The sequence below is a fragment of the Cupriavidus sp. 05T42 genome (genome assembly GCF_056396345.1).
Genome location: NZ_JBFTLH010000009.1, coordinates 1 through 16,271, shown reverse-complemented (window position 1 = coordinate 16,271; position 16,271 = coordinate 1). Strand labels below are relative to the sequence as shown.

The 16,271-nt window shown below is 65.9% G+C and carries 16 protein-coding genes; 5 read left to right on the top strand and 11 right to left on the bottom strand.

Annotated features, from left to right (window positions below):
* The first annotated feature begins 59 nt into the window (after positions 1-59).
* From AC1EJR_RS14180 to AC1EJR_RS14170, 3 genes are all read left to right on the top strand, one after another.
* On the top strand, positions 60-1,043 hold the full coding sequence (locus AC1EJR_RS14180) for an ABC transporter substrate-binding protein (RefSeq protein ID WP_477112954.1): 984 nt from the start codon (positions 60-62) through the stop codon (positions 1,041-1,043).
* A 160-nt stretch (positions 1,044-1,203) separates the two neighbouring features.
* Positions 1,204-2,100: an ABC transporter permease gene (locus AC1EJR_RS14175; RefSeq protein ID WP_092292869.1), complete on the top strand. Its 897-nt coding sequence runs from the start codon at positions 1,204-1,206 to the stop codon at positions 2,098-2,100.
* 1 nt (position 2,101) lies between these two features.
* The gene (locus tag AC1EJR_RS14170; protein ID WP_441591157.1) at positions 2,102-2,896 is read left to right on the top strand and encodes an ABC transporter ATP-binding protein; all 795 of its coding nucleotides are present in this window, start codon (positions 2,102-2,104) and stop codon (positions 2,894-2,896) included.
* A 67-nt stretch (positions 2,897-2,963) separates the two neighbouring features.
* Here AC1EJR_RS14170 and AC1EJR_RS14165 read toward each other — a convergent pair whose 3' ends face one another.
* From AC1EJR_RS14165 to AC1EJR_RS14155, 3 genes are read right to left on the bottom strand one after another with little or no spacing between them, the layout of a single operon-like run.
* On the bottom strand, positions 2,964-3,239 hold the full coding sequence (locus AC1EJR_RS14165) for a hypothetical protein (RefSeq protein ID WP_092292865.1): 276 nt from the start codon (positions 3,237-3,239) through the stop codon (positions 2,964-2,966).
* Positions 3,236-4,648 (bottom strand): LutB/LldF family L-lactate oxidation iron-sulfur protein, encoded by a 1,413-nt coding sequence (locus AC1EJR_RS14160; RefSeq protein ID WP_092292863.1) that lies wholly within the window; start codon positions 4,646-4,648, stop codon positions 3,236-3,238. The genes AC1EJR_RS14165 and AC1EJR_RS14160 overlap by 4 nt, the downstream gene beginning before the upstream one ends.
* A gap of 24 nt (positions 4,649-4,672) precedes the next feature.
* A complete protein-coding gene (locus AC1EJR_RS14155; RefSeq protein WP_477147240.1) occupies positions 4,673-5,398 on the bottom strand; it encodes a (Fe-S)-binding protein in 726 nt (241 codons plus the stop codon).
* 229 nt (positions 5,399-5,627) lie between these two features.
* Here AC1EJR_RS14155 and AC1EJR_RS14150 point away from each other — a divergent pair, with 229 nt between their 5' ends.
* Positions 5,628-6,416: an IclR family transcriptional regulator gene (locus tag AC1EJR_RS14150; protein WP_092292859.1), complete on the top strand. Its 789-nt coding sequence runs from the start codon at positions 5,628-5,630 to the stop codon at positions 6,414-6,416.
* 97 nt (positions 6,417-6,513) lie between these two features.
* On the opposite strand, the gene pbpG is transcribed toward AC1EJR_RS14150, so the two are convergent.
* The 4 genes from pbpG to AC1EJR_RS14130 all read right to left on the bottom strand — a co-directional run bounded on the left by pbpG (position 6,514) and on the right by AC1EJR_RS14130 (position 10,199).
* Positions 6,514-7,704 (bottom strand): D-alanyl-D-alanine endopeptidase, encoded by a 1,191-nt coding sequence (pbpG, locus tag AC1EJR_RS14145; protein ID WP_477147239.1) that lies wholly within the window; start codon positions 7,702-7,704, stop codon positions 6,514-6,516.
* Between the two features lie 289 nt (positions 7,705-7,993).
* Positions 7,994-8,749: a nitroreductase gene (locus AC1EJR_RS14140; protein WP_255370746.1), complete on the bottom strand. Its 756-nt coding sequence runs from the start codon at positions 8,747-8,749 to the stop codon at positions 7,994-7,996.
* A 35-nt stretch (positions 8,750-8,784) separates the two neighbouring features.
* The gene (locus AC1EJR_RS14135; RefSeq protein WP_092293313.1) at positions 8,785-9,228 is read right to left on the bottom strand and encodes an acyl-CoA thioesterase; all 444 of its coding nucleotides are present in this window, start codon (positions 9,226-9,228) and stop codon (positions 8,785-8,787) included.
* A 35-nt stretch (positions 9,229-9,263) separates the two neighbouring features.
* On the bottom strand, positions 9,264-10,199 hold the full coding sequence (locus AC1EJR_RS14130) for a histone deacetylase family protein (RefSeq protein ID WP_477147238.1): 936 nt from the start codon (positions 10,197-10,199) through the stop codon (positions 9,264-9,266).
* 443 nt (positions 10,200-10,642) lie between these two features.
* Between AC1EJR_RS14130 and phaP1 the strand changes: the two genes are divergently transcribed.
* Positions 10,643-11,221, top strand: coding sequence for a TIGR01841 family phasin PhaP1 (gene phaP1 / locus AC1EJR_RS14125; protein ID WP_477147237.1), 579 nt, complete (start codon positions 10,643-10,645; stop codon positions 11,219-11,221).
* 100 nt (positions 11,222-11,321) lie between these two features.
* Here the strand turns inward: phaP1 and AC1EJR_RS14120 are convergent, their stop codons facing one another.
* The 4 genes from AC1EJR_RS14120 to aceF form a co-directional block, all read right to left on the bottom strand.
* Entirely contained in the window at positions 11,322-12,134 is an 813-nt protein-coding gene (locus AC1EJR_RS14120; RefSeq protein WP_477147236.1) for an SAM-dependent methyltransferase, read from the bottom strand.
* 184 nt (positions 12,135-12,318) lie between these two features.
* Positions 12,319-14,106, bottom strand: coding sequence for a dihydrolipoyl dehydrogenase (gene lpdA, locus AC1EJR_RS14115; protein ID WP_477147235.1), 1,788 nt, complete (start codon positions 14,104-14,106; stop codon positions 12,319-12,321).
* Between the two features lie 39 nt (positions 14,107-14,145).
* Positions 14,146-14,805, bottom strand: a complete 660-nt coding sequence (locus tag AC1EJR_RS14110) for an Ntn hydrolase family protein (RefSeq protein WP_092292849.1) — start codon at positions 14,803-14,805, stop codon at positions 14,146-14,148.
* Positions 14,806-14,877: 72 nt separating this feature from the next.
* Positions 14,878-16,271 (bottom strand): dihydrolipoyllysine-residue acetyltransferase (gene aceF, locus AC1EJR_RS14105; RefSeq protein WP_477147234.1); only part of this gene is annotated, 1,394 nt, incomplete at its 5' end.

The following is a 16,271-nucleotide window of genomic DNA, read 5'->3' as shown; positions in this document are numbered from 1 at the left end:
CCGAAAATGGTATCCTCGCAGGCTTCCAAAGTACCGAACCCTCGGGGGAGAACAATTACATGCAGCGTCTTCAGTCGCGCCTCAAGGCATCCACCCAAACGATTCTCGGCGGCGTGGTCGCCCTGTCCGTGCTGTACGGCGGCGCCGTGCAGGCCCAGACCGTGAAAGTGCTGTCGATTGTCGATCACCCGGCACTCGACGCCATCCGCGACGGCGTGCGCGCCGAACTGAAGGCTGCCGGCTACGACGCCGACAAGAACCTGAAGTGGGAATACCAGAGCGCGCAGGGCAACACCGGCACGGCCGCGCAGATCGCCCGGAAGTTCGTCGGCGACCAGCCGAACGCGATCGTCGCCATCGCCACGCCGTCCGCACAGGCCGTGGTGGCCGCCACCAAGACGGTGCCGGTGGTGTATTCGGGCGTGACGGATCCCGTGGCCGCCCAGCTGGTCAAGGGCTGGGGCGCTACTGGCACCAACGTGACCGGGGTCTCGGACAAGCTGCCGCTGGACAAGCAGGTGGCCCTGATCCAGCGCGTGGTGCCCAAGGTCAAGACCGTCGGCATGGTCTACAACCCCGGTGAAGCCAACTCGGTGGTGGTGGTCAAGGAACTGAAGGAACTGCTGGCCAAGCAGGGCCTGACGCTCAAGGAAGCCGCCGCGCCGCGTACCGTGGACATCGGCCCGGCTGCCAAGAGCCTGATCGGCACGGTCGATGTGATCTATACGAACACCGACAACAACGTGGTCTCGGCCTACGAGGCGCTGGTGAAGGTGGCCAACGAGTCGAAGATTCCGCTGGTGGCCGCTGACACGGACAGCGTGAAGCGTGGCGCCGTGGCCGCGCTGGGCATCAACTACAGCGACCTGGGCCACCAGACCGGCAAGGTCGTCGTGCGCATCCTGAAGGGCGAGAAGCCCGGCGCGATTGCCTCGCAGACCTCGGACAACCTCGAACTGTTCGTGAACACCAGCGCCGCCGCCAAGCAAGGCGTGACGCTGGCGCCGGAACTGGTCAAGGAAGCCAAGACCGTCATCAAGTAAGACCCGCAACGGGCCGCGCCGCCCCCGAGGGGTTGCGCGGCCTGACGCTCTCCGGCCCCGGCCCGGCCTATCCGGCCGGCCGGGGCCTCCGGACCGCAGCGCACGCGCCGCCTACCCGCCGCGCGACAGCCCGGCCGGTCCCCCGCAACAGGATTTCCCCATGTCCCTCTTTTCCCTTATGGGCGCCCTGGAGATCGGCCTGATCTTCAGCCTCGTGGCCCTCGGGGTGCTGATCTCGTTCCGCATCCTCAACTTCCCCGATCTCACCGTCGATGGCAGCTTTCCGCTCGGCGGCGCCGTGGCGGCCACGCTGATCTCCGCCGGCCAGGACCCCTTCCTGGCCACGCTCGCCGCCATCGCGGCCGGCGCGGTGGCCGGCTGGATCACCGGCTGGCTCAACGTACGGCTCAAGATCATGGACCTGCTGGCCAGTATCCTGATGATGATCGCGCTGTACTCGGTCAACCTGCGCATCATGGGTCGCCCGAATGTGCCGCTGATTACCGAGCCGACCCTGTTCACGGTGCTCCAGCCCGAGTGGCTGCCCGACTACCTGCTGCGCCCGCTGGTGCTGCTGGTGGTGGTGATCGTGGCGAAGGTCGGCCTGGACTGGTTCTTCTCATCGCAACTGGGCCTGGCGATGCGCGCCACYGGTGCCAATCCGCGCATGGCGCGGTCGCAGGGCGTGCCTACGGGCCGTGCCACGCTGGCCGGCATGGCGCTCTCCAACGGGCTGGTGGCGCTGGCCGGCGCGCTGTTCGCGCAAACCCAGGGCGGGTCCGACATCTCGATGGGCATCGGCACCATCGTGATCGGCCTGGCCGCCGTGATCATCGGCGAGACCATCCTGCCGGCGCGGCGTCTGGTCTATGTGACGCTGGCCGTGGTGCTGGGCGCCATCCTGTACCGATTCTTCATCGCGCTGGCGCTGAACACGGAGTTCATTGGCCTCAAGGCGCAGGATCTGAATCTGGTGACGGCGGCGCTGGTGACGCTGGCGCTGGTGCTGCCGGCGACGCGCAAGAAGCTGTTTGGCCGCAAGAACGGAGGTGCCTGAGATGTTGCGCGCACAAGACCTGAAGCTGACCTTCAACCCCGGCACGCCGATCGAGAACCGCGCGCTGCGCGGCCTGAACCTGGAGATCCCGAGCGGCCAGTTCGTGGCCGTGATCGGCTCCAACGGCGCCGGCAAGTCCACCTTCCTGAACGCCGTCAGCGGCGACCAGATGGTGGATAGCGGCCGCATCACCATCGACGACATCGACGTGACCCGGCAGCCCGCCTGGGACCGCGCCCATCTGGTGGCCCGCGTGTTCCAGGACCCGATGGCCGGCACCTGCGAGGCGCTGACCATCGAGGAAAACATGGCGCTGGCCATGGCGCGCGGCTCGCGGCGCAGCTTCCGCCCGGCGCTGAACAAGGCGTCGCGCGAGCTGTTCCGCGACAAGCTGCGGCTGCTGAACCTCGGGCTGGAGAATCGTCTGACGGACCGGATCGGCCTGCTGTCCGGCGGCCAGCGGCAGGCGGTGAGCCTGCTGATGGCGTCGCTCCAGCCGTCGCGCATCCTGCTGCTCGACGAGCACACGGCCGCGCTGGACCCGAAAACCGCCGCCTTCGTGCTGGAACTGACCGCGCGCATCGTCTCGGAAAGCAAGCTGACGACGATGATGGTGACGCACTCGATGCGCCAGGCGCTGGACTACGGTGATCGCACGGTGATGCTGCACCAGGGGCAGGTGGTGCTCGATGTGTCGGGCGACCAACGCAAGGGCCTCGACGTGCCCGACCTGCTGCGGATGTTCGAGCAGACCCGGCACGAGCAGCTGGATGACGACGCGCTGCTGCTGAGCTAAGTCGAACGKGATGGAATAACGGCCGGGGGCGCTCCCCGGCCGTTGTCGTTTACGACGCTTACGACGCTTACGACGCCTCGGCCTTGTCCAGCCAGCGTTTGAGCTGGTCCGTGACGGCCGTGCTCGAGAACGAGCAGCTATCCTGCGCGAACACCGCCGACATCTCCAGGCGGCGCAGCAACTCCTCCATCGCCTGACCGAATACCGGCGGCAGCGTCAGCGACGTGGCCGCCGCGCGCCATGCGCCGACGAGGTCCGCCACCGGCATGGTGCCGGCCACATGGCTGGCCAAAGCCTCGCGCATCGCGTTCAGCGCGCGCTGGTTGTCCTGGTGCGTACTCATGCGCGCGCCCTCCTCTCCTTGTACAACTCGCGGAAGGTCCGGCCGCTCGGCGCGGGCATGTCACGCGAGTCGGTCCAGCCCTTGCCCGCCATCGGCAGGCTGGCAATCAGCCGATTCCGGCCCCCCATCCGCGCCAGCAGACGCGCGCCCATGCGCGTGGCGAAGGCGTAGAGCGCCGGGCGGCGCGCCACATAGCCCCAGACCTGCAGCGACAGGCGCTCCTGCCACGGGCGCAGGCCGCGTTCCATCTGCTTCTCGCGCAGCTTGCGCAGCAGGTCGGACAGCGGGATCGAGGCGGGACACACTCTGTTGCACTCGCCGCAAAGTGTGGCGGCCTGCGGCAGATCGATGGCATTGGCGAGGCCGACATAACTTGGCGTCAGCACGCTGCCCATCGGTCCCGGGTAGACCCAGCCATAGGCATGGCCGCCGATCTTCTGGTACACCGGGCAGTGGTTCATGCAGGCGCCGCAGCGGATGCAGCGCAGCATCTCCTGGAATTCGCCGCCGATCAGGCCGCTCCGGCCGCCATCGACGATCACGAAGTACATATGCTCGGGGCCGTCGCGCTCGCCCTCGGCGCGCGGGCCCGTCAGCAGCGAAAAGTAGTTGGAGATCGCCTGCCCGGTGGCCGAGCGCGGCAGCAGCCGCATCACCGTAGCCAGGTCCTCCAGCGTCGGCAGCACCTTCTCGATGCCGGTAACGGCCACGTGCACGCGCGGCATGACCGTGCACATGCCCTCGTTGCCCTCGTTGGTCACCACGGCCACCGAGCCCGTCTCGGCAATGATGAAGTTACCCCCCGTCACGCCCATGTCGGCGGACAGGAACTCGGGGCGCAGCACCTCGCGCGCTTCGCGGGTCATCTGCGGGATGTCGGTCAGGCGCGGCTTGTGGTGCACCTTGGCGAACAGGTCGGCAATCTCGTCCTTGTCCTTGTGGATCACGGGCGCGATGATGTGCGACGGCGGCTCGGCATCGTTGATCTGGAGGATGTACTCGCCCAGGTCGGTCTCGATGCTCTGCACGCCCATCTCGCCCAGCACCTGGTTCAGGCGCATCTCCTCGGTCACCATCGACTTGCTCTTGATGACCTTCTTCACACCATGCTTCTGCGCGATTTCGGCCACCAGACGGGCTGCGTCGGCAGTGGTCTCGGCGAACAGCACCGTGGCGCCGCGCTTGGTCGCGTTTTCTTCAAACTTGGCGAGCCAGACGTCGAGGTTTTCCAGCGCGCGGTTGCGGCGCTCCTTGAGCGCGGCGCGCGTGGCGTCGAAGTCGATGTCGCGGATCGCATCGGCCCGCGCGGTCACGAACTTCGTCGACAGTTTCTTGAGGTTCTGCTGGAGGCGCTGGTCGGCGAGCTTCTGCCCGGCCCGCGCCTTGAATTCCATGCTGTGGACTTGCATCGTATTTTGCCGAGGTTCGATCGGTCAGGCGTCGCCCGCCAGGACCTGCGCGATGTGCAGCACGCGGGTGCGCGTATCGCCGGACCGGCGCAGCCGGCCTTCGATATTGAGCATGCAGCCAAGGTCGCCCAGCACCACGGCATCAGCGCCGCTGGCCTGGATGTTGGCGCATTTCTCGTCGACGATGGCCGTCGAGATATTGCCGTATTTCACCGAGAACGTGCCGCCGAAGCCGCAGCAGGCCTCGCAATCCTTCATCTCGGTCAACTGCACGCCGGGCAGCTTGCCGAGCAGCGCGCGCGGCTGCTGCTTGACGCCGAGTTCGCGCAKACCGGAGCAGGAGTCGTGATAGGTGACGTGGCCGGAAAATGCCGAGTCGACGGTCTCGATCTTGGCCACCTTGACCAGGAAATCGGTCAGTTCGTAGACGCGTTCGCGCAGGCGCTCGTAACGGCCGTGGAGTTCGGGGTCGTCGCGCAGCAGGTCCTGGTAGTGCGCGCGGACCATGCCGCCGCAGGAACCGGAGGGGATCACCACGTAGTCGAACATCTCGAACTCACGCAGGAATTTTTCGGCCAGATCGCGCGAGACGGCGCGCTCGCCCGAGTTGTACGCGGGCTGCCCGCAGCAGGTCTGCGCCTCGGGCACCATGACCTCATAACCCGCCGATTCCAGCAGCTTCAGCACCGAAAACCCGATCTCCGGGCGCATGAGGTCCACCAGACAGGTGGCGAACAGTCCGATTCGCATCGCTTCCTTTTATCCAGACCCGAAACCTCGCAATTATGCGCCCCCACCGCGCCGCTGCGGGCAGCACGCGCCGCAAACTTGTTCATCTCCGCGCGCAATGCCGCTCATGCGAAAGCGGCGCCACCACTGGAAGGGAATCTCGGTAATTGCATTTCACCTATTGAAATTTTCACAATGCGAGATAGAATCAGGCAAACGCTTAATTTGCCGCACGGCAACATTTCCTCCTATGGCAGAAGCAGACAAGGCACCCGGCAAGACCTCGATCCAGGTCATCGAACGCATGATGACGTTGCTGGATGCGCTCGCCCAACACGCGGATCCCGTCAGTCTCAAGGAGTTGTCGCTGGCCACCGGCCTGCATCCRTCCACGGCGCACCGCATTCTCAATGACATGGTGGCGTGCCGTTTCGTGGATCGCTCGGACCCCGGCAGCTATCGGCTCGGCATGCGGTTGCTGGAACTCGGGAATCTCGTAAAGGCGCGGCTCTCTGTGCGTGATGCCGCACTCGCACCGATGCGCGCGCTGCACCGCGTCACCGGGCAGACCGTGAACCTGTCGGTGCGTCAGGGCGATGAGATCGTTTATATCGAGCGCGCCTACAGCGAGCGCTCGGGCATGCAGGTGGTGCGCGCCATCGGCGGCCGCGCCCCGCTGCACCTGACCTCGGTCGGCAAGCTGTTCCTGGCTGCCGACGAGGCCGGGCGCGTGCGCAGCTATGCCACGCGCACCGGGCTGGCCGGGCATACGGGCACGTCGATCACGGACATCGCCAAGCTGGAGCGCGAACTGAGCTGGGTGCGCACCAACGGCTATGCGCGCGACAACGAGGAACTGGAGCTGGGCGTGCGCTGCATCGCGGCCGGCATCTATGACGACTCGCGCCGGCTGGTGGCCGGGCTGTCGCTGTCCGCGCCGGCAGACCGCCTGCAGGACAGCTGGCTGCAGAACCTCAGGGACACCGCGCTGCAGATCTCGCGCGGCATGGGCTACGTGGCGGACGCCGTGTCGGCCTGATCGCGCCACGAGCGCGCCTCACGCGCGTATCGCCCAAAAAGAAACGCGCCGACGGGCTGCCCCGCGGCGCGTTTTCAATTGGCGGCGGCTACCTGAATCAGGTGCCGCGTGCCTGCTGCGAGGCCAGGATCGCGTGCGCCGCGTGCGGCGCGCTAGGACCCTGCGTAAGGTTTGGGGAGTTGGGGAACGGCCGTTGCGGACCCTGCACCGACGGCTGGTGCTCAAGCCACGTGCGCACGCGCGTGGCATCGGCAAAGCGCGACAGCTTGCCCACGGAGTCCAGGAACACCATCACCACGTTGCGATCGTTCACACGGGCCTGCATCACCAGGCACTGGCCGGCTTCCGAGATGAAACCGGTCTTCTGCAGGCCGATCTCCCAGTTGCCGCCGMGCACGAGGCGGTTGGTGCTCACGTAATGGAGCGGACGGCCCAGCACGTTCACTTCATGCTCGGTCTGGGTCGAGAATTCGCGGATGGTCGGGTTGCGGTAAGCGGCGTTGACCAGGCGGGCCAGGTCCATCGCGCTCGACACATTGCTGCTCGACAGGCCGCTCGAATCGACGAAGTGGCTGTCGTTCATGCCGAGTTCGCGCGCCTTGCGGTTCATCGCGCCCACAAACGCCGGCAGGCCGCCCGGGTAGCTGCGGCCCAGCACCGAAGCGGCACGGTTTTCCGACGACATCAGCGCCAGCAGCATCATTTCATGGCGGGTCAGCTGCGTGCCAAAGCGCAGGCGCGAGCTGCTGTGCTTCTCGGTGTCGCGATCTTCCTCGCTCACCGTCAGCACTTCGTCCATCGGCAGGTGCGAGTCCATGACCACCAGCGCCGTCATCAGCTTGGTGATCGAGGCGATCGGCAGCACCGCCGTCGGATTTTTCTGGAACAGGACTTCGTTCGTGTTCTGGTCCAGCACCAGCGCCACGGAGGAACGCAGCGCGAGCGCGTCTTCCGTATCGCGCAGGCCCATGGACTCTGCGAGCGTCGGTTTCGACGGCACGAAGGCCGCGCGAACCGGCTGCGCTCGACTGGCCACGACGGTCTTCTTGCCGTGGCGCAGCACGATCACCTTCCGCGATGACGAGGGTTTCTCGCTCGCGGCTGCGACCTTTTTAGTGGATTTGGAAGCAGTTACCTGCTTTTTGGCCGAGGTTTTCGTCGCAGTCGACTTCGTCGCTGCGTACGTCACCGGCGCGGCCAGCATGGACACCGACACCAGCGCCGAAGTGGCGATGGCGGTCAGGGGCATGCTGAAGAGTCGGGAAATAAAGGATTGGGACCGGAACATGATCTGTTCAGCGCGGCATTTGGTGGAATGGCGCTAGTTTAGGAAATAAAGAAATTGTTAGCAAGATTAAAGACTTACGAAGGCTCTTTAAAGTTCGATTCGCAAACAATTCCACATTACGGGAAATGTGCCGTATTGGCCATTTCTCGCGCCAGCGATTGTCGTTTGCACTTGTTTGTCGACAACTGCGCACAACGCTTCGCACCTAGATAAGAAACAGTTTCCCTAACATCAATATCGGTGGCTTTTGTGAAAACCTCATCAGGGGAAACCTCAATCCGGCGCGAAGTCATGAGAGGAAACGCGCGAACCCGCTCACCGGTTCACGCTCCGTGACCAATTGATTGGCCGTCGCCTCCGGGTCGGCGTAGCCCAGCGACATGCCGCACACCACCATCTCGTTCTCGGTCAGCTGCAGTTGGCTGGCCAGGACGCCGTGGAATTGCGTGAACGCCGCCTGGGGGCAGGTGTCTAGCCCGCGGGCGCGCGCAGCCACCATGATGCTTTGCAGGAACATGCCGTAGTCGAGCCAGCTGCCCTGCTCCATGATTCGGTCGATCGTGAAGATCAGGCCGACCGGCGCATCGAAGAAACGGAAGTTGCGGGCGTGCTGCTCGTGCATGCGCGCCTTGTCTTCCCGGCTGATCTCCAGCAGGCCGTACAGGTCCCAGCCCACCTTGCGGCGGCGCGCCAGGTACGGGTTGACCCACTCGCGCGGATAGTACGGATACTCCTCGCGGTACTTGGTGTCGCGCTCCGGGTCGTCATAGGCGGCCAGCACATCGGCGCAGAGCCGCGCCTTGGCGTCGCCCGCGAGCACGTAGACCCGCCACGGCTGGGTGTTGGTGCCGGACGGCGCGCGGCTGGCCACGGCGAGGATGTCCTCGACGGTCTCGCGCGGTACTGGCGTATCCAGGAACGCCCGGATCGAGCGGCGCGTGGTGATGGCGCGATCGACGATCGCCGCGGAATCGGTCACGGACGTATCGCCGGTGGCGGAGGTGACTTCAAGGGTGTCGCGGGGGGCAGCGCCATGGTTGGACATGCTTCGAAGGTCTCCGGGTTATTGTGTTTTATTGATCACGCCGCGCTCGGCCGCACCAGCGGCGTCAGCGCCTGGCGCAATGCGGGCGGTAGCGCTGCCGGGCGGCGTGTCGCGCGATCCACATAGACGTGGACGAAGTGGCCCTGCGCAGCGGCCACCTCATCGTCGTTGCAGAACAGGCCCACCTCGTAGCGCACGCTCGAGTTGCCCAACCGCGCCACGCGCAGGCCGGCCACGACGGTGTCCGGGAACGACAGCGACGAGAAATAGTTGCATTGCGTCTCGATTACCAGCCCGATGGTCTCTCCCGCCTCGATGTCCAGCACGCCCGCGCGGATCAGGTAGGTGTTCACGACGGTATCGAAATAACTGTAGTAAACAACGTTGTTCACGTGGCCATAGACATCGTTGTCCATCCAGCGCGTGGTGATCGGCTGGAAATGCGCGTAGGCGCTGCGGGTGTCCGGTTGTGGCTTCATCGGCATCGACGTTGTTGTTGGGATTTGTTGCGATCTCAAAAAGCTGCCKCCGCAGCGGCGGTCGCCCCGGCGCCGTAGCGCTGGTGGTGGCGCGCGGCCAGCCGCACGGTCTGGGTGTGCACGGCCACGGTGTCCTCGATCTGGTTGCCGTAGCCGCCGGCCATTGCCACGGCCATCGGCAGGCGCCGMGCGAGCGCGGATTCGAACACGAGCGTGTCGCGCCGGGCCAGGCCGGCCAAGGTCAGGCGCAGCCGGCCCAGGCGGTCGCCCTCATGGGGATCGGCGCCGGCGAGGTAAATCAGCAATTCGGGATCGAAGCGCGCGTAGAGCGTGTCCAGCGCGCCAGCCAGCGCAGCCGCGTAGGTGTCGTCGTCACAGCCGTCCGGCAGGCCGACGTCGAGGTCGCTCGCCTCCTTCCGGAACGGGTAGTTTTTCTMGCCATGGAGCGACAGCGTGAACACGCTCGGGTCGTCGCGCAGGATCGACGCCGTGCCGTTGCCCTGATGCACGTCGAGGTCGATCACCGCCACGCGGCTTACGCGCCCTTCGCGCTGCATCTGGCGCGCGGCGATAGCGGCATCGTTGAACACACAGAAGCCGCCGCCCTTGTCGGCATAGGCATGATGGGTACCGCCGGCGAGGTTGACCGCGATGCCCTCCGTCAGCGCGCTGCGGCAGGCGGCCATCGTCGCGCCGGCCGAGCGCCGCGAGCGCTCCACCATCTCGTGCGACCACGGGAAGCCGATCTCGCGCTGACGGGCGGCATCGAGCCGGCCGGAGGAGACATCGGCGATGTAGTCGGCGGTATGGGCCAGTGCCAGCGCCGCGTCGTCGGCGCGGGGCGCCTCGTGCAGGGTCAGGCCCGGCACCTCACGCACCACGGCGTCTCGCAGCATGCTGTACTTGCGCATCGGGAAGCGATGGCCGGGCGGCAGCGGCAGGACGAAGTGATCGGCGTAAAAAGCTTGCATCGGGGCGGATCGGGCGAGGATCGGGCGGGAAATTCCCGGGAAGTGACGGTGCGTGACCATTTACCGACCGGGCAGTCTGCGATGGTAGCACCGCGTTCCGCATTGCGTGAAAACGTATCAAACAGCAGACCTTCCCCGCGTTGCATCATGGTGACCGCATCGGGATAAACCCTTGCCTGGCGCCCTATACGTGGTCATTACGACGCATATGTCTGCTCAATGTCTGCTATTTTTTGTGCAGTGCAGCAAAACTGCTTGACAGGCTTTTTTCTGCCCTTAGAATAGGAATTGTTGCGGCGCATCAAAGCTTTTTACGAGGTCCGATTCGACCGCACACCAATATATCGCTCGGGCTGGCCAGGACATCGCGTTCATGGCTTTGACATTCGGGCGGCTTAATTTCTATTTTGCTTGACCTTGAAGTTCACCACTGGAGACCAGCAATGATCCTGACCCCGGAACAAGTTGCAGCCGCACAAAAAGCCAATCTGGAAACCCTGTTCGGTCTGACCACCAAAGCATTCGAAGGCGTTGAAAAGCTTGTCGAACTGAACCTGCAAGTGGTCAAGGCCACCTTTGCCGAAAACGTCRACAACGCCAAGAAGGCCCTGTCCGCCAAGGATGCCCAGGAACTGCTGGCCATCCAGGCTTCGCTGGTGCAGCCGGTTGCCGAAAAGACCCTGGCGTACTCGCGTMACCTGTATGAAATCGCCTYGGAAACGCAGAGCGAGTTCACCAAGGTGGCCGAAGCCCAACTGGCCGAAGGCACGAAGAACGTGCAAGCGCTCGTCGAGAACTTCGCCAAGAACGCCCCGGCCGGTTCGGAATCGACCGTCGCCATCGTGAAGTCGGCCATCTCGGCCGCCAACAACGCGTACGAGTCGGTCCAGAAGGCCACGAAGCAAGCCGTGGAAATGGCCGAAACCAACTTCCAGGCTGCCGCCACCGCCGCAACCAAGGCTGCTCAGCAAGCCTCGGCCACGGCCCGCACGGCTGCCAAGAAGCCGGCTGCCACCGCCTGAGCGGTAGCGCCCTCGCCCGCCCCGCGCATCGGCTCCGGCCGCTGCGACGGGTTGGCAAGAACCCGGCCCCTCTGACGAGGGGCCGGGTTTTTTTTCGTCTCTATGGTTTGAGGAACGTGGCGCGCCACGGCTCGCCACCCTCGATGGTGCCCCGCATCTCGCGGCCATCCACGTGGCCGACGTAGCGCTCGTCGTCGATGGTGAAGACGATCTCCGTGCCGCGCAAGCGGCCGTCCCAGATCGGCGTCGACCGCTCGCCTTCGCGCATCACGCCTTCCAGCTTCTGGAACGTCTGCGACAGCACCAGCAGCTTGTTCCCCATCGCCCATATCCCCGCCACCCTCGCCGGCACCAGCCACAGGTAGACGCCGCACGGCCCCGGGCAGGCCTCGACGCTCGGCACGTACTCGTCCGGCCGCCAGTCCGCCATATCGAACGAGTTCGAGACGATGCGCGTGCCGGCCCGCATCCCCAGCAACGTGGGACGGAGACGCAGGTTCACGCTTGGCAGCAGGAACAGCGTGACGACCGTGGCATCGGAAAAATCCGACTTGAAGATGTCMGCCCGCTCGAAGGTGGCGCGACTGGCCACGCCTTCGGCCTGGGCGGTGCGTCGGGACAGCTCGACCAGTTCGTTGTTGAATTCGATGCCACGCGCGGTGGCGCCTCGCTTGGCGGCGGTAATGACCAGGCGGCCATCGCCGGAACCCAGATCGACGAGCCGATCCTGGGGCGTCAGCTTCGCCATGTCGAGCATCTGGTTCACCAGCGGCTGGGGCGTCGGAATCCAGATCACGTCCTTGCCCGACTGGCCCATGGTCGGCCTGGCGCCCGGTTCTTCGAACTGCGCCCAGGCCGCGCCGGGCAGGAATACCAGGCACAGCGCGGCGGCAAGCAGGTGTGTCTTCCGCATCGTGTTCACCCAACGATGCTAGGAGATCGGCCCCGGGAGCGCCATGCCGGATAGACAACCCCTCCGCTGCCAGCCCTACCCGCTTGCGGCAGGCAGTCGGCGGCCCTTCCTGGCGGTTAATTGCTAAATTTCGATCCAAAAGAAAACCCGCCATCGCGGCGGGTTTTCTCGTTGCGGCCGAAGCTTAGCGCTTGCGCGGCGGCGGCACGTCGGTGCAGACGCCTTCGTAGATCTCGGCAGCCATGCCGATCGACTCGCCCAGCGTCGGGTGCGGGTGAATCGTCTTGCCGATATCCACGGCGTCGGCGCCCATCTCGATGGCCAGGCACACTTCGCTGATCAGGTCGCCCGCATGGGTGCCCACGATACCGCCGCCGATGATCCGGTGCGTTTCCTCGTCGAAGATCAGCTTGGTGAAGCCCTCGTCGCGGCCATTGGCGATGGCGCGGCCCGAGGCGGCCCACGGGAACGTGCCCTTACCGTACTTGATGCCCTGCGCCTTGCACTGCTCCTCGGTCAGGCCGGCCCAGGCCACTTCCGGATCGGTGTAGGCCACCGACGGGATCTGCTTGACGTCGAAGTACGCCTTCTCGCCATGCGCGGCTTCGGCAGCCACGTGTGCCTCGTGCACCGCCTTGTGGGCGAGCATCGGCTGGCCGACGATGTCGCCGATGGCGAAGATATGCGGCACGTTCGTGCGGAGCTGGTTATCGACCTCGATAAAGCCGCGGTCCGTCACCGTCACGCCAGCCTTCTCGGCGCCGATCTTCTTGCCGTTCGGCACACGGCCGACGGACACCAGCACCAGGTCGTAGCGCTGCGGTTCGGCCGGCGCGGCCTCGCCCTCGAACTTCACGTAGATGCCATCCGGCTTGGCTTCCACGCCCACCGTCTTGGTCTTCAGCATCACGTTGTCGAAGCGATGCTTGTTCATCTTGTCCCAGACCTTGACGAGGTCGCGATCCGCGCCCTGCATCAGGCCGTCGAGCATTTCCACCACGTCGATGCGCGCGCCGAGCGTGCTGTACACCGTGGCCATTTCCAGCCCGATGATGCCGCCGCCAATCACCAGCATCTTGTTGGGGATGTCCGGCAGTTCCAGCGCGCCAGTCGAATCGACAATGCGCGGGTCCTCCGGCACGAACGGCAGCTTCACAGCCTGGCTGCCGGCGGCAATGATCGCCTTCTCGAAGCGGATCACCGTCTTCTTGCCGGTCGGGGCCTTGGCGTCACCTTCGGTTTCCTGCACTTCGAGGTGATGCGGATCCAGGAACGTGCMGATGCCGCGCACCACCTGCACCTTGCGGGCCTTGGCCATGCCGGCCAGGCCGCCGGTCAGCTTGCCGACCACGGTTTCCTTGTAGTGGCGCAGGCCGTCCAGGTCGATCTTGGCTTCGCCGAACAGGATGCCGTGCGCGGCCAGCGCCTTGGCTTCGTCGATCACGGCCACGTTGTGCAGCAGCGCCTTCGACGGGATGCAGCCCACGTTCAGGCAGACGCCGCCGAGCGAGCCGTAGCGCTCCACCAGCACGGTGTTCATGCCGAGGTCCGCCKAGCGGAACGCGGCCGAGTAGCCGCCGGGGCCGGCGCCGAGCACGAGCATGTCGCACTGGATGTCGGCGCTGCCCGCATGCGTGGCGGCGGCCGGCGCCGGGGCCGGAGCGGCCTTCGGTGCAGCGGCGGCAGCAGCCGGTGCGGGAGCGGCGGCAGGTGCCGGGGCAGCGGCAGCAGCGGCGCCGGCTTCCACGGTGCAGATCACCGTGCCCTTGGCCACCTTGTCGCCCACCTTGACCTTCATGTCCACGATCTTGCCGGCCGACGACGACGGCACGTCCATGCTGGCCTTGTCGGACTCCAGCACGATCAGCGACTGCTCTTCCTCGACCGTATCGCCGGCCTTGACCAGTACTTCGATCACTTCCACCGCGTCGAAATCGCCGATATCCGGCACCTTGACTTCGATCACACTCATACTTTTCCTCCTGGGATGCGCGCCCTGCCCGCCTGGGGCTCAGGCCGCGCCGTCGTTGTTGGTTGCCGCCCCGCCATCCGCGCCGTTCTCACCGTTTGAACCATCCGGTACTGGCGCGGGTGCCGGCTGCGCCTGCAGCCGCACGGTATGCACGTCGATGGGACCTGCCGAACTCTTGTCGAACTCCACGCCTGCGTCCACGCCGATCCGCGCGATCTCCCCGGCGCCGATGCCGGGCCGGTCGTAGACCGCGTGCATGGCCCCGAGCGCATAGTTGCGCCCCGAGCCAATGCCCCAGAAGCGGTCGAACGCGAACACCTCGCGGTAGGAATAGACGCCGAAGATGCCGCCCGGATTGGCGATCAGGCAGACGATCTGCGACGACTCGTACGGATCGTCCTCGTCTTCCTTGGTGTTGATGAAGTACTCGGTCTTGAGCTTTTCATGCACCTTGAGGAAGGTCCGGAACACATCGTCGCGGGTCAGCAGGCGGCATTCGTCGCCCATGCCGGTCAGCAGCGCCCGCATCACCGGAAAGTGCGCGGTGGTGCCGGCCAGCGCGACGAAGCTCTCGCCCACCGGGAACACCTTCTGGTTGCGCTCGTAGGCACGCGACAGCCGCGTGTCGCCGAACGTAACCAGCGCGTCTGCCGCAATGGCTACCTCGGCGCCCTTCCTTACGACTACGCATGTCGTCATGGTTCGCCCCTTGCAGTTCGTACAGGCCCGCGCGCCGGCAACCGAGGCCGCCGGMGCGCGCGTGGGCCGTGCTTACAGCAGAATCCGGCGGAAGTCCGCCAGCAGCTGGGCGAAGTACGTGTTGAAGCGGGCCGCCTCGGCGCCGTCGATGACGCGGTGGTCCCACGACAGCGACAGCGGCAGCGTCAGGCGCGGCGCGAACTGCTTGCCGTCCCAGACCGGCTTCATGTACGACTTGCACACGCCCATGATGGCCACTTCCGGCGCGTTGATGATCGGCGTGAAGTAGGTGCCGCCCAGGCCGCCCAGCGACGAGATCGAGAAGCAGCCGCCCTGCATCTGGTCCGGCTTCAGCTTGCCGTCGCGCGCCAGCTTGGCGAGTTCGCCCATTTCCTGGCTGATCTCGAGCACGCCCTTGCGGTCCGCGTTCTTGATGACCGGCACGACCAGGCCGTTCGGGGTGTCCGCCGCAAACCCGATGTTGAAGTACTTCTTCAGCACCAGGTTGTCGCCGTCCAGCGAGGCATTGAAGTTCGGGAACTTCTTCAGCGCCGCGACGGTGGCCTTGATCATGAAGGCCAGCATGGTTACCTTGACGCCCGACTTCTCGTTTTCCTTGTTCAGCTGCACGCGGAAGGCTTCGAGGTCGGTGATGTCCGCTTCGTCGCAGTTCGTGACGTGCGGGATCATGACCCAGTTGCGATGCAGGTTGGCGCCCGAGATCTTCTTGATGCGCGAAAGCGGCTTGTTCTCCACTTCGCCAAAGCGCGTGAAGTCCACCTTCGGCCACGGCAGCAGGTCCAGGCCGACGCCCGAGCCACCAGCGGCAGCCGCTGCGGCCGGCGCGGCGGTCGAGCCGCTCATCACGCCCTTGACGAAGCCCTGCACATCTTCCTGCGTGATACGGCCCTTCGGACCGGTACCGGGCACGCGCGACACTTCCACGCCCAGTTCACGCGCGAACTTGCGCACGGACGGGCTGGCGTGGGCGGCCTTGCCGGTCACGCCCTGGGCGGCCGGGGCGGGTKCCGAGCTGGCCGGGGCGGGAGCCGGCGCCGAAGCCGCGGCGGGCGTCGGGGCCGGGGCAGCAGCAGCCGGGGCCGGAGCCGGGGCGGCGGCCGGAGCCGCCGCAGCGCCGGCAGCGCCAGCGGCTTCCAGCACCACGATCAGCGTGCCTTCGGCCACGTTGTCGCCCACCTTGATCTTGATTTCCTTGACGGTGCCGGCCTGCGGGCTCGGCACGTCCATGGTCGCCTTGTCCGATTCCAGCGTGACCAGCGCGTCTTCCGCGTTGATCGTGTCGCCCACCTTCACGTGGATGTCGATCACCGGCACGGCGTCGTAGTCGCCGATGTCCGGCACCTTGACTTCCACGATACCGCCACCGCCGGCAGCCGGCGCAGGCGCCGGGGCCGCTGCGGGCGCGGGTGCGGGGGCCGGAGCCGCCGCGGGAGCCGGTGCCGGGG